At 54.8% G+C, this 13,813-nt stretch carries 12 protein-coding genes; 11 read left to right on the top strand and 1 reads right to left on the bottom strand.

Annotated elements, in window-relative coordinates; genetic code table 11:
• Positions 1–86 precede the first annotated feature (86 nt).
• Together dcd and asmA are read left to right on the top strand one after the other, a co-directional pair.
• Positions 87–668 (top strand): dCTP deaminase, encoded by a 582-nt coding sequence (dcd, locus tag MXM41_RS05440; protein ID WP_103180230.1) that lies wholly within the window; start codon positions 87–89, stop codon positions 666–668.
• A gap of 28 nt (positions 669–696) precedes the next feature.
• Positions 697–2,550 carry an outer membrane assembly protein AsmA gene (gene asmA / locus MXM41_RS05435; protein WP_325930378.1) on the top strand — a complete coding sequence of 618 codons (1,854 nt, stop codon included), beginning with the start codon at positions 697–699 and terminating at the stop codon, positions 2,548–2,550.
• Positions 2,551–2,684: 134 nt separating this feature from the next.
• On the opposite strand, the gene MXM41_RS05430 is transcribed toward asmA, so the two are convergent.
• Positions 2,685–4,268, bottom strand: a complete 1,584-nt coding sequence (locus tag MXM41_RS05430; protein ID WP_325930377.1) for a TerC family protein — start codon at positions 4,266–4,268, stop codon at positions 2,685–2,687.
• Positions 4,269–4,960: 692 nt separating this feature from the next.
• Here MXM41_RS05430 and MXM41_RS05425 point away from each other — a divergent pair.
• Genes MXM41_RS05425 through wcaF form a run of 9 tightly spaced genes read left to right on the top strand, consistent with a single transcriptional unit; the run spans position 4,961 to position 13,793 of the window.
• Entirely contained in the window at positions 4,961–6,097 is a 1,137-nt protein-coding gene (locus MXM41_RS05425) for a polysaccharide export protein (protein ID WP_325930376.1), read from the top strand.
• Between the two features lie 5 nt (positions 6,098–6,102).
• Positions 6,103–6,546: a low molecular weight protein-tyrosine-phosphatase Wzb gene (gene wzb / locus MXM41_RS05420; protein ID WP_325930375.1), complete on the top strand. Its 444-nt coding sequence runs from the start codon at positions 6,103–6,105 to the stop codon at positions 6,544–6,546.
• Positions 6,547–6,548: 2 nt separating this feature from the next.
• Positions 6,549–8,711 carry a tyrosine-protein kinase Wzc gene (gene wzc, locus MXM41_RS05415; RefSeq protein WP_325930374.1) on the top strand — a complete coding sequence of 721 codons (2,163 nt, stop codon included), beginning with the start codon at positions 6,549–6,551 and terminating at the stop codon, positions 8,709–8,711.
• A gap of 20 nt (positions 8,712–8,731) precedes the next feature.
• A complete protein-coding gene (gene wcaA, locus MXM41_RS05410; protein WP_325930373.1) occupies positions 8,732–9,571 on the top strand; it encodes a colanic acid biosynthesis glycosyltransferase WcaA in 840 nt (279 codons plus the stop codon).
• A gap of 2 nt (positions 9,572–9,573) precedes the next feature.
• Positions 9,574–10,062: a colanic acid biosynthesis acetyltransferase WcaB gene (wcaB, locus tag MXM41_RS05405; protein ID WP_325930861.1), complete on the top strand. Its 489-nt coding sequence runs from the start codon at positions 9,574–9,576 to the stop codon at positions 10,060–10,062.
• Complete coding sequence (gene wcaC / locus MXM41_RS05400; protein ID WP_325930372.1) at positions 10,059–11,276, top strand: colanic acid biosynthesis glycosyltransferase WcaC; 1,218 nt, start codon at positions 10,059–10,061, stop codon at positions 11,274–11,276. Before wcaB ends, wcaC begins: the two co-directional genes overlap by 4 nt.
• Positions 11,251–12,471 carry a colanic acid polymerase WcaD gene (wcaD, locus tag MXM41_RS05395; protein WP_325930859.1) on the top strand — a complete coding sequence of 407 codons (1,221 nt, stop codon included), beginning with the start codon at positions 11,251–11,253 and terminating at the stop codon, positions 12,469–12,471. Before wcaC ends, wcaD begins: the two co-directional genes overlap by 26 nt.
• Positions 12,472–12,482: 11 nt before the next feature.
• Positions 12,483–13,229: a colanic acid biosynthesis glycosyltransferase WcaE gene (gene wcaE, locus MXM41_RS05390; protein WP_325930371.1), complete on the top strand. Its 747-nt coding sequence runs from the start codon at positions 12,483–12,485 to the stop codon at positions 13,227–13,229.
• Positions 13,230–13,244: 15 nt separating this feature from the next.
• The gene (wcaF, locus tag MXM41_RS05385; RefSeq protein WP_325930370.1) at positions 13,245–13,793 is read left to right on the top strand and encodes a colanic acid biosynthesis acetyltransferase WcaF; all 549 of its coding nucleotides are present in this window, start codon (positions 13,245–13,247) and stop codon (positions 13,791–13,793) included.
• Positions 13,794–13,813 lie beyond the last annotated feature (20 nt).

The following is a 13,813-nucleotide window of genomic DNA, read 5'->3' as shown; positions in this document are numbered from 1 at the left end:
CGCGCGAATTGTGTACCGTTCAAAGATAATCGGGTTCGCCCTCCGGCTCTGGTGGCTGAGGGCGTGCTGCACGAAAGGAGAAAGTGATGCGTCTTTGTGACCGAGATATTGAAGCCTGGCTGGACGAAGGCCGTCTGAGCATCACCCCGCGCCCGCCTGTCGAGCGCATTAACGGCGTGACGGTTGATGTCCGTCTGGGGAATAAGTTTCGTACCTTTAGCGGGCATACCGCGCCCTTTATCGACCTCAGCGGGCCGAAAGATGAAGTCAGCGCAGCACTCGACCGGGTGATGAGTGACGAAATCGTGCTGGATGACGGCGAGGCCTTCTACCTGCATCCGGGTGAGCTGGCGCTGGCTGTCACCTTTGAATCCATCACCCTGCCTGCGGATCTGGTCGGCTGGCTCGACGGGCGTTCGTCTCTGGCGCGTCTGGGACTAATGGTGCACGTTACCGCGCACCGTATCGATCCAGGCTGGTCCGGGCGTATCGTGCTGGAGTTTTTCAACGCGGGTAAACTGCCGCTGGCGCTGCGCCCGGGCATGATGATTGGCGCGTTAAGTTTCGAACCGTTAACGGGTCCGGCGGCACGTCCGTATAATCGCCGCCAGGATGCTAAATATCGCGACCAGCAGGGTGCTGTCGCCAGCCGTATTGATAAAGATTGAGCTTTAAAACCGGTCCATTGAGGAAGCCATGAGAAGAGTTCTGACAACGCTGATGATTTTGCTGGTGGTGCTGGTTGCTGGCCTGTCAGCGTTGGTTCTGCTGGTCAATCCCAATGACTTTCGCGCCTACATGGTGCGACAGGTTGAGGCGCGTAGCGGCTATGCGCTGAAGCTGGATGGCCCCCTGCGCTGGCACGTCTGGCCACAGCTCAGCATCCTTTCCGGACGCATGTCGTTAACCGCACCGGGCGCCTCAGCGCCGCTGGTAAGCGCCGACAATATGCGCCTCGACGTGGCGTTAATGCCGTTGCTGTCGCATCAACTGCAGGTCAATCAGGTGATGCTTAAAGGGGCGGTGATCCAGCTGACCCCGCAAACAGAAGCCGTACGTAACGCCGATGCTCCAGTAGCGCCGCGCGAGAATACCCTCCCCGACAAAGCCGACGACGCTGGCTGGTCATTTGATATTGGCCGCCTGACGGTGGCCGATAGCGTACTGGTGTTCCAGCACGAGGGCGATGAGCAGGTTACGGTACGCAATCTCAACCTGCAGATGGAGCAGGACGAACATCATAAAGGTAAAATTGACTTTAACGCCCGCGTGAACCGCAATCAGCGCGATCTGACGCTGGCCTTTAGCGCCAATGTTAATGCCTCAGACTATCCGCACCTGTTGAGCGCCGACATCCAGCAACTGACCTGGCAACTGACTGGCGTCGATCTGCCGACGCAGGGCATCCGCGGGCAGGGCACGCTGCAGGCACAGTGGCGTGAAGAGCAGAAACAGCTCGAGCTCAATCAACTCAATCTGCAGGCTAATGACAGTGCGCTCACCGGCCAGGCCAGCGTGATTCTGGGCACCGACCCGCAGTGGAACATGAACCTGCAGTTCGACAGTCTCAATCTGGAAAATCTGCTCCCGGAGCAGGGGGCCGCGGCCGCAAACAGTGATGCGGTGCAGCAGGGACAAAATCAGGCCAGGACGCAGCGTCCGGTGATTGCCTCAAATCTGGAAGAGCCCGATTACAACGGCCTGCGTGGCTTTAGCGCCGATATCCTGCTGAAAGCGAACAGCGTGCGCTGGCGGGGGATGGACTTCACCCAGGTCAGCAGCCAGATGAGCAATAAAAATGGTCTTCTGACCATTGCGGAACTGAGCGGTAAACTGGGAGAAGGGCAACTCTCCTTACCCGGCACGCTCGACGTGCGTAAAGCCGCCGCGAAGACCAGCTTCCAGCCGCGTCTTGATAACATTGAGATCGGCACCATTCTGAAGGCCTTTAACTACCCGATTGCGTTGACCGGCAGCCTGACCATGGCCGGTGACTTTTCTGGCAGCAAGATCGACGCCGAAGCTTTCCGCCAACACTGGCAGGGTCAGGCGCATGTGGACATGCGCAATACCCGGATGGAAGGACTTAACTTCCAGCAGCTTGTGCAGCAGGCAGTAGAGCGCAGCAGTAATGTGAAGGTTAAAGAGAACCTCGACAATGCGACCCGTCTGGACAGCTTCGTTACGGATCTCTCTCTCAATAAGGGCCAGTTAACGCTGGAGAATATGCAGGGCGAGTCGCCGGTGATGACGCTCGAAGGGAACGGCACGATGGATCTGGTCAAGGAGACGGTTGATACCCGCTTTAAAATCCGCGTGCTGGAGGGCTGGCTTGACGATGGCAAGCTGGTCGATTTCCTGAAAACAACGCCGATCCCGCTTAGCGTGTATGGCAACTGGCAGGCGCTGAACTACAGCCTGCAGGTGGATCAGCTGCTGCGTAAGCATCTGCAGGATGAAGCGAAACGTCGGCTGAGTGACTGGGCCGAGAAGAACAAAGATTCGAAGAACGGTAAAGATGTGAAGAAGCTGCTGGATAAGCTGCAGTAGCGTTTTATCCCCCTCACCCTAACCCTCTCCCCATAGGGGAGAGGGAACAGTCTGGTGCAGTCTTACAGAATAAGTTCGACCGGATTTTCTCCCTTTCCCCATAGGGGAGAGGGCGGGGTGGGGGGGTAGCAACATCACAGCTCGTAATCCACATCCTCGGACGTCACCAGCGGAATCAGCTGCACCTTCTGTACCCGGTGGTTCTCCACCTCCAGCGTTTTCAGCGCATAATCGCCCACCTGTACCTCTTCACCCGGTTGCGGTATCCGCTGCAGGTTCTCCATCAGCAGACCGGCAATGGTGTGATATTCGCGCTTATCGTCCAGCGGTAGCGGCACGTACTGCACCAGATCCTCCAGCGGCATATGGCCGTTGGCGGTCCAGCTGCCGTCGGCATTCTTCTGGATATCGTGCCGGGCGTCGATCTCCTCCACTTCGTTGGGCAAATTGCCCGCAATGGTCTCCATTACGTCGCTGAGCGTCACGATCCCCTCCACGGAACCAAATTCATCCACCACAAAGGCAAAATGAGTGCGCGCATTGCGGAACTGCTCCAGAGCCTGCAGCAGCGGCAGCACCTCCGGAAATACCAGCGGCTGGCGGATCAGCACCCGCAGGTTTAACGGCTCGCCGCGCAGCTGCTGATTGAGCAGGTCGATAACGTGCACCACGCCAAGTAGCTCCTCTTCCCGATCGCCACCGGTGACCACAATGCGGGTGTGCTGGTTTTTATCCAGCAGCGCACGGATATGTGCCTCCGGCGCGTTGAGATCGATATGCTCGATATCATGACGTGAAGTCATGATGCTGCTGACGGAGCGCTGGTTCAGATGCAGCACCCGCTCAATCATTCGTCGCTCTTGTGGGGCGAAGATCGGGCTGTCGTCATGGTCGGCCAGCAAAGAGGCGGCCTGGGCGTCCAGCTCGGCATCCTCTTTTTTACCGCTCAGCAGCCGGATTACCGTGTCGGCGGTGCGCTGGCGCAGCGTCTGGTTGGCGGAAAGAAAGCGACGACGGTTGAAGATGGCCAGCTGGTTAAGCGCCTCGATAATCACCGAGAAGCCAATGGCGGCATAGAGATACCCTTTCGGAATATGGAAGCCAAAACCGTCTGCCACAAGGCTGAAGCCAATCATCAGCAGGAAGCTCAGGCATAAAATCACAATCGTCGGGTGGTCATTAACAAAGCGCGTCAGCGCTTTACTGGCCATGACCATCAGCGCAATGGCGATAATCACCGCGGCCATCATGACGGCCAGATGATCGACCATCCCCACGGCGGTGATCACCGAATCGAGCGAGAACACGGCGTCCAGCACCACGATTTGCGCCACCACGGCCCAGAACTTCGCACCGCGGCGTTGGGTGGGGTTCTCGCTGTCCTTTCCTTCCAGCCTTTCGTTAAGTTCGACGGTGGCTTTGAAGATCAGGAAAAACCCCCCAAACAGCATGATCAGATCGCGGGCGCTGAAGCCAAAGCCGTGAACGGTAAACAGCGGGCGGGTGAGGGTCACCAGCCAGGAGATAGACGCCAGGAGCAGCAGTCGCATGACCATCGCCATTAACAGACCGGTAATGCGGGCGCGGTCGCGCTGAGCAGGGGGCAGTTTTTCGGCGAGAATAGCGATAAAGACCAGGTTATCGATACCGAGCACAAGTTCCAGCACCACCAGGGTGACCAGGCCGGCCCATATTGACGGATCTGCTATCCATTCCATAGTGAGACTAATACCTTTGGTTATATGACAATTGTCACATTTCGATCATGGATACTGCGCCAGAAAAATGCAATGCCAGCCGGGCATTTATTGGTACAGATTTTCCTTAACTGGATGGGAAATAAACCCTGCATTCTGTACGTTGATTTCGGAATAACTCTGAATAATTTAAAATAAGAAATATCGCAGGCTGCAAGGCGTTATTTAAATATGTCAATATAAAGCTATTCCTAAAAATACAAAAATGCGACCGTTAATATTAATCTTAAAAGGCACGCCTTTGTTGATGTTTCCTTGCCTGCTTTTCCGATAGCTGCAACAATTCTTTCAGCATCAAATGGCGGTCGTTTTTGATGCTATTTCTGTGTCGGTTTAATGACGTAAAAAATCAATATCTGGTTCGGAATTATCCTGCCCGTTATATTTTTTCATTAAACCCTGTCAAAGAGGGTGTTTATCCCTAACTTGCTGTTTAAACAGTGGATTGGTAACTGAAAGCCAAGGGCGGTAGCGTGCCTGAACGCGTGTTAATCAGCCTCGATTATTCTGTCAATAGCCTGAGAGCGAATAAGCTTCTTTTAGGACTGATGCCAGTTATATTTCTCTTTTATTGACTGCATGCTAAAAGTAATACGCCTTCGCACTTATTTAAATGCACAGGATAATTACTCTGCCATAGTGATAAATAATCAATGATGAAATCCAAAATGAAATTGATGCCATTATTGGTGTCTGTGACCTTGATGAGTGGTTGTACGATCTTCCCCGGCAGCAATATCTCAACTTCCGGTAAGGATGTGATTAAACAGCAGGATGCTGATTTTGATATCAACCGGATGGTGAATGTTTATCCAATGACTCCTCAACTGGTTGAACAATTACGCCCTCGCCCGGTCGTGGCGCGACCTAACGACAGCCTCGACCAGGAGATCGCCAACTACCAGTACCGCGTCGGGCCCGGGGATGTCATTAACGTCACCGTCTGGGATCACCCGGAGCTGACCACCCCGGCGGGGCAGTATCGTAGCTCCAGCGATACCGGCAACTGGGTTCAGGCGGATGGCACCATGTTCTATCCCTATGTTGGCAAACTTCGCGTGGCGGGCAAAACGCTCGCGCAGATCCGTAGTGATATTACCGGCCGTTTAGCGCAGTACATCGCTGACCCGCAGGTGGACGTTAATATCGCCGCATTCCGTTCGCAGAAAGTCTATGTCTCCGGCCAGGTAAATAAATCCGGCCAACAGCCGATCACCAACGTGCCGCTGACGGTGCTTGACGCCATCAACGCCGCGGGCGGGCTTACCGATGGCGCCGACTGGCGCAATGTGGTGCTGACCCATAAAGGCAAAGAGGAGCGTATCTCCCTGCAGGCGCTGATGCAGAACGGCGATCTGAGCCAGAACCGTCTGCTCTATCCGAGCGACATCCTGTTTGTGCCGCGCAATGACGACCTGAAGGTGTTCGTGATGGGTGAAGTGAAGAAACAGAGCACCCTCAAGATGGACTTGAGCGGTATGACCCTGACCGAAGCGCTGGGCAACGCGGAAGGACTGGATATGAGCACCTCCGATGCCAGCGGTATCTTCGTGATCCGTCCGATTACAGGAAACGGTGCGAAGGGCAAGATTGCCAACGTCTACCAGCTGGATATGTCTGATGCCACCTCGCTGGTGATGGCGACCGGCTTCCGCCTCCAGCCGTATGACGTGGTCTACGTCACTACCGCGCCGATAACGCGCTGGAACCGTGTGATGAACCAGCTGATGCCGACCATCAACAATATCCATACCATGTCCGACACGGTACATCAGTACCACAACTGGTGATAACGATGTTTAACAAAATTCTGGTGGTTTGTGTGGGGAACATCTGCCGTTCCCCTACCGCTGAACGGCTTTTGAAACAGTATCAACCGCAGCTCACCGTGGCGTCAGCCGGGCTGGGCGCACTGGTGGGCAAAGGGGCCGACGAGCGTGCACGTCAGGTCGCTGCAGAGCATCAGCTTTCACTTGACGGGCACTGCGCCCGTCAGGTGTCGGCCAGCCTGTGCCGCGATTATGACCTGATCCTCGCGATGGAAAAACGCCATATCCACGCCCTGTGCGATATCGCACCGGAGATGCGCGGCAAGGTGATGCTGTTTGGTCACTGGGACAACGAGCGTGAGATCCCCGACCCCTATCGCAAAAGCCATGAAGCGTTTGAGGCGGTTTACAGCTTACTCGACCAGTCTGCCCGCCAATGGGCACAGGCACTGAACGTTCAGCAGGGATAATAATGACAGCAAACGTAAAACCTTCTGCCGCCCCAAGTGTGGGCAGTGATGAAATTGATATTGGTCGCCTGATTGGGACCGTGGTCGAGGCGCGCTGGTGGGTGATTGGCATCACCGCCGTGTTCGCCGTGGCGGCGGTGATCTATACCCTTTTTGCCACGCCGATCTACAGCGCCGACGCGCTGGTACAAATTGAGCAAAACAGCGGCAATTCGCTGGTGCAGGACATTGGTTCGGCGCTGGCGAACAAGCCGCCCGCCTCGCAGGCGGAAATTGAGTTGATCCAGTCCCGCCTGGTGCTGGGTAAAACGGTTGACGATCTGGATCTTGATATCGGCGTCAGCAAAAACACCTTCCCGGTGTTTGGCGCGGGCTGGGACAGGCTAATGGGGCGGCAGAATGACACCGTCAAAGTGACCACCTTTACGCTTCCGGCCGGGGGCGCCAGTCAGATCTTCACCCTTGAGGTGCTGGGTAAAGACCAGTATCAGCTCACCAGCGACGCCGGGTTTAGCGCCCGCGGCAAAGTGGGGGAGATGCTGACCAAAGACGGTGTCAGCATGATGGTCAGCGCCATTCATGCCCAGAACGGCAGCGAGTTCACCGTCAGCAAATTCTCCATGCTGGGGATGATCAATAACCTGCAGGGCAACCTGTCGGTCACCGAAACCGGGAAGGATACCGGAGTGCTGAGACTGAACTTCACCGGGGAAGATAAGGACAAGATCCGCGACATTCTCAACAGCATTACCCGCAACTACCAGGCGCAGAACGTGAAGCGCAAATCGGAAGAGGCGTCAAAAAGTCTCGACTTCCTCGCGAAGCAGCTGCCGGAAGTGCGCGGCCATCTGGATGAGGCCGAGAACAAGCTCAACGCCTTCCGTCAGGATAAAGATTCCGTCGACCTGCCGCTGGAGGCGAAGTCGGTGCTGGATTCGATGGTCAACATTGATGCCCAGCTTAACGAGCTGACCTTTAAAGAGGCGGAAATTTCCAAGCTCTACACCAAACGTCACCCGGCCTACCGCACGCTGCTGGAAAAGCGCCAGACGCTGGAAGAGGAAAAAGCGAAGCTCAATAACCGCGTCACCGCGATGCCGAAAACCCAGCAGGAGATCCTGCGTCTGACCCGCGACGTGGAGTCGGGCCAGCAGGTCTATATGCAGCTGCTGAATAAACAGCAGGAGCTGAAGATCACCGAGGCGAGCACCGTCGGCGATGTGCGCATTGTCGACCCGGCCATCACCCAGCCGGGCGTGCTTAAGCCGAAAAAGGCGCTGATTATTCTTGGTAGCATTATTCTCGGCCTGATGCTCTCCATCGTTGGCGTACTGCTGCGCTCCCTCTTTAACCGTGGGATCGAAAGCCCGCAGGTACTGGAGGAGCATGGCATCAACGTCTACGCCAGCATTCCGCTTTCGGAGTGGCAGAAGTCGCGCGACAGCGTCAAAACCACCAACGGCGTCAAACGTTACAAACAGAGCCAGCTTCTGGCGGTGGGTAACCCGACGGATCTGGCCATCGAAGCCATCCGCAGCCTGCGCACCAGCCTGCACTTCGCCATGATGCAGGCCAGCAACAACGTGCTGATGCTCAGCGGGGTCAGCCCGTCCATCGGTAAAACCTTTGTCTGCGCCAACCTGGCGGCGGTGGTCAGCCAGACCAACAAGCGCGTGCTGCTGATCGACTGCGACATGCGTAAGGGCTACACCCACGAACTGCTCGGCACTAACAACGTAAACGGTCTGTCGGAAATCCTGCTGGGCACGGGTGAGATCGGCCAGTGCGCGAAGCCGACCTCCATCCCTGGCTTTGACCTCGTTTCCCGCGGGCAGGTGCCGCCGAATCCATCGGAACTGCTGATGAGCGAGCGCTTCACGCAGCTGGTGAAGTGGGCCAGCGAAAACTATGACCTGGTGCTGATCGACACCCCGCCAATCCTTGCGGTAACGGATGCGGCGATTGTCGGTCGCCACGCGGGCACCACTCTGATGGTCGCGCGCTATGCGGTGAACACCCTGAAAGAGGTCGAAACCAGCCTCAGCCGCTTCGAGCAGAACGGTATTGCGGTGAAAGGGGTGATTCTCAACTCCATCTTCCGCCGCGCCACCGGGTATCAGGATTACGGGTATTACGAGTACGAATATAAGTCGGACAGCAAGTAATGAGCCATTCGGGGAATACCATGACACCACGCCCTTTGATTTCTATTTATATGCCGACATGGAACCGTCAGCAGCTGGCGATCCGTGCAATAAAGTCGGTATTACGCCAGGATTATGACCACTGGGAATTGATCATCGTTGATGACTGCTCCTCCTCGTACGAGCAGCTGCAGAAATTTGTCGCTGATCTGAACGATCCGCGAGTCATCTACACCCATAATGCCATCAACTCCGGCGCCTGTGCGGTACGTAATCAGGCGATCCTGCAGGCTAACGGACAGTACCTGACCGGCATTGACGATGACGACGAGTGGACGCCGAACCGGCTGTCGACCTTCCTGGCGCACCAGCACCATCTGGTGACCCACGCGTTTTTGTACGCCAACGACTACGTTTGTGAGGGGGAGGTCTACTCCCAGCCCACCAGCCTGCCGTTGTACCCCAAATCGCCGTACTCCCGCCGCCTGTTCTACAAGCGCAATATCATCGGCAATCAGGTCTTTACCTGGGCGTGGCGCTTTAAGGAGTGTCTGTTCGATACGTCACTTGCCGCCGCGCAGGATTACGACATCTTCCTGCGGATGGTGGTGGAGTATGGCGAGCCGTGGAAGGTGGACGAAGCCACGCAGATCCTGCACATCAACCATGGTGAAATGCAGATTACCTCCTCGCCGAAAAAATTCTCCGGCTACTTCCACTTCTACCGTAAGCACCGGGACAAGTTCGATCGCGCCAGCCGCAAGTATCAGCTGTTTACGCTGTACCAGATCCGCAACAAGCGGATGAACTGGCGCACGCTGCTGACGCTCATCTCCGTGCGTAACGGTAAGCGTCTGGCTGACGGGCTGCGGGGGAAATAATGGTGCTGGAAGATTGTCGTGCAAACAGCTGGAGCCTGCGCCCCTGCTGCATGGTGCTGGCCTACCGGGTGGCGCATTTTTGCTCGGTGTGGCGCAAAAAGAACGTCCTGAACAATCTGTGGGCGGCGCCGGTGCTGGTGCTGTACCGCCTCATCACCGAGTGTCTCTTCGGCTACGAAATCCAGGCTGCCGCCACCATCGGTCGCCGTTTCACTATTCACCACGGCTATGCCGTCGTAATCAATAAATTCGTGGTTGCCGGGGATGATTTTACCATCCGCCACGGTGTTACCCTCGGCAACCGCGGCCCGGACAGCCTGGCCTGTCCGGTAATCGGCAATAACGTCGAGCTGGGCGCCAACGTGGTGATGATCGGCGATATCACCATCGGTAATAACGTCACTGTCGGAGCGGGAAGCGTGGTACTGGACAGTATCCCGGACAACGCGCTGGTGGTGGGCGAGAAGGCCCGCGTGAAGGTGATCAAATGAATATTCTGCAATTTAACGTCCGTCTCGCCGAAGGGGGCGCGGCAGGGGTGGCGCTGGATCTGCACCAGCGGGCGCTGCAAAAAGGGCTTCAGTCGCGCTTTATCTATGGCTACGGTAAAGGCGGCAAAAAAAGCGTCAGCCACGATCGCTATCCGCAGGTGGTAAAACACACTCCGCGCCTGACCTCGGTGGCTAACATCGCGCTGTTCCGCCTGTTTAACCGCGACCTGTTCGGTAATCTCAACAGCCTGTACCGCACCGTGACCCGCATGCCGGGCCCGGTGGTGCTGCATTTTCACGTGCTGCACAGCTACTGGCTGAAGCTGGAAGAGGTGGTAGCATTCTGCGAAAACGTGCAGGCCCATAAGCCCGACACCACCTTCGTCTGGACCCTGCACGACCACTGGAGCGTGACCGGTCGCTGCGCCTTTACCGACGGTTGCGAAGGCTGGAAAAATGATTGCCAGAAATGCCCGACGCTCAGCAACTATCCGCCGGTGAAGGTGGATCGCGCCCATAAGCTGGTGGACGGTAAGCGCCAGCTGTTTCGCGATATGCTGGCCCTGGGCTGCCAGTTTATCTCTCCCAGCCAGCATGTGGCCGATGCCTTTAACAGCCTGTACGGGGCAGGGCGCTGTCGGATCATTAACAACGGCATAGACGTGGCGACGGAAGCGATTCTGGCAGAACTGACCCCGGTCGCCGTAACCGCCGGTAAGCCAAAAATTGCCGTGGTTGCTCATGACCTGCGCTATGACGGCAAAACCAACCAGCAGCTGGTGCGCGACATGATGGCGCTTGGCGACAAAATCGAACTGCATACCTTCGGTAAGTTTTCACCCTTCGAAGGGCCGAACGTGGTGAATCACGGCTTCGAAACCGACAAACGTAAGCTGATGAGCGCCCTGAACGGGATGGATGCGCTGGTGTTCAGCTCCCGCGTTGATAACTATCCGCTGATTCTGTGCGAAGCGCTCTCTATCGGGGTGCCGGTGATCGCCACCCACAGCGACGCCGCACGGGAGGTGCTGGAAAAATCGGGGGGCAAAACCTTCAGCGAAGAGGCCGTGCTGCCGCTGGTGCAGCTGTCTAAGTCAGCAATCGCGCAGGCGGTGTTTGGCACCACGCTTGAGGATTTCCGCACCCGCAGCCGTCAGGCCTACAGTGGACAACAGATGCTGGAGGAGTATGTCTCGTTCTATCAGAATCTGTAGCTACCTGCTGCTGCCGCTCATCTATCTGCTGGTCAACGTCAAAATTGCCCAGCTTGGCGAGAGCTTCCCCATCACCATCGTCACTTTCTTACCGGTGCTGCTGTTGCTGTTTGTCGACAAGATCAGCGTGAAAAAGCTGATGATAGCCCTGGGAATGGGCGCGGGGCTGACGGCCTTTAACTACATTTTTGGCCAGTCGCTGGATGCCAGCAAATATGTCACCTCCACCATGCTGTTTGTTTATATCGTCATCATTATCGGTATGGTGTGGAGTATTCGCTTTAAAACCATCTCACCGCACAATTATCGGAAGATCCTCAGGTTCTTTTATCTGGTGGTGGGAATTATCGTTACCCTCGCCGCACTGGAGATGGCGCAAATTATTTTGACCGGCGGCAGTAGCCTGATGGAAATAATTTCGAAATATCTTATTTACAGTAATAGCTATGTACTGAATTTCATTAAATTTGGCGGCAAGCGTACCACTGCACTCTATTTCGAACCGGCGTTCTTCGCTCTGGCGTTAATCTCAATTTGGCTCAGCATCAAACAGTTTGGTATCAAAACGCCCAAGAGCGATGCTATGATTCTTGCAGGAATTGTTCTGTCAGGTTCGTTCTCAGGGGTAATGACCTTTATTCTGTTTTACCTGCTGGAGTGGGCATTTCAGTATCTCAATAAAGAGGCCATCAGGAAAAAGTTACCTTTAGCGATCATTTCATTGTCCGTGTTTATGGTGGGGGTGGTTTTTGCCTTCCCGTATATTTCAGAGCGTCTGGGGGATTTAGGAACCGAAGGTTCGTCGTCCTATTACCGTATTATCGGTCCGCTGGTCATGGTGGGGTACTCTTTAACCCATATTGACGGCGTAGTCAGATTTGGCTCACTTTATGAATATGTCGCATCATTCGGAATCTTTAACGGTGCGGATGTCGGGAAAACAATAGACAATGGCTTGTATCTGCTGATTATTTATTTTTCCTGGTTCGCGGTGTTATTAACAGCGTGGTATCTGTTTAAAGTATTCAAAATGACGCTTAGCGCTTTTGGTGATAATCAGAATTTTCGCGTACAGCTTTATCTTTTTACGCCTGTATCGCTGTTTTTTACCGGGTCAATATTTAGCCCAGAGTATGCATTTTTGATCGTATGCCCGTTTATTTTGCGCAAGGCGCTTAATATTACGCATTCATAACGAGGTGGTTTATGTTACTAAGCGTTATTACTGTCGCCTTTCGTAACTACGAGGGAGTAGTAAAAACCTGGCGGTCACTGCGCAATCTGGCAGGCGATCCCAGCCTCAGCTTTGAATGGATTGTGGTCGATGGTGGCTCCGGTGACGGCACCGCAGAATTTCTCGAAAAACTCAATGGTGAGTATAACTTACGTTATATCAGCGAGAAGGATCGCGGGATCTACGATGCCATGAATAAAGGCATCGATATGGCCCAGGGGCGCTACGCCATTTTCCTGAACTCCGGCGATATTTTTCATGACGACGTGGCGCAGTTTGTTCGCCAGCTCGCCCGGGCGCAGGATAATGCGATGTACATGGGCGACGCCTTACTCGATTTTGGTGACGGAAATAAGACACGCCGGACGGCGAAGCCGGGGTGGTATATTTATCACAGCCTGCCTGCCAGCCATCAGGCGATTTTCTTTCCATTAAGTGGATTAAAAACGTACCCGTACGATTTGCAGTACCGCGTCTCATCGGATTACGCCCTGACCGCCAGACTTTATAAAGCCGGTTATCGTTTTAAACGTCTTCCTGGCCTGGTGTCTGAATTTTCAATGGGCGGTGTGTCAACCTCGAATAATCTGGAATTATGTCAGGATGCCCGTAAGGTGCAACGTGAAATATTACGCGTGCCGGGACTGTGGGCGGAATTATCTTATTTATTACGTCTTAAAACCACGGGTAAAACCAAAGCCTTATATAACAAAGTCTGAATATAAGGAAATACTATGCAGGAATTAAGTGGCTTCGCTGTGCCAAAAGGGTTTCGTGGCGCAGGGGGAATTAAGGTGCAGTTATGGTGGGCAGTGCAGGCAACCTTATTTGCCTGGTCACCGCAAATAATGTATCGCTGGCGTGCATTTTTATTACGCTGCTTCGGCGCAAAAATCGGAAAAAACGTAGTGATCCGTCCGTCGGTAAAAATTACTTACCCGTGGAAATTAACCCTGGGTGATTATGCCTGGGTCGGCGATGACGCGGTGTTATACACCCTGGGCGATATTTCCATTGGGGCCAACGCAGTGGTATCGCAGAAATGCTACCTGTGCACCGGCAGCCACGATTATATGAGTCAACATTTTGATATTAACGCGCAGCCCATCACCATTGGCGAGAAATGCTGGCTGGCGACCGACGTATTTGTCGCCCCTGGCGTCACCATCGGCAATGGCACCGTTATTGGCGCGCGCAGTAGCGTTTTTAAATCGCTTCCGGCAAACCAGCTTTGCCGTGGCAATCCCGCAGTGGTGATACGCGAACGCGTTGAAACTGAATAACTTCTGATAAGTCTGGAGAA

The organism is Leclercia adecarboxylata, assembly GCF_035787115.1.
Lineage (GTDB): Bacteria > Pseudomonadota > Gammaproteobacteria > Enterobacterales > Enterobacteriaceae > Enterobacter > Enterobacter adecarboxylatus_E.
The sequence above is the reverse complement of the archived record's forward strand: the minus strand, read 5'-3'. Positions and strand labels throughout refer to the sequence as shown.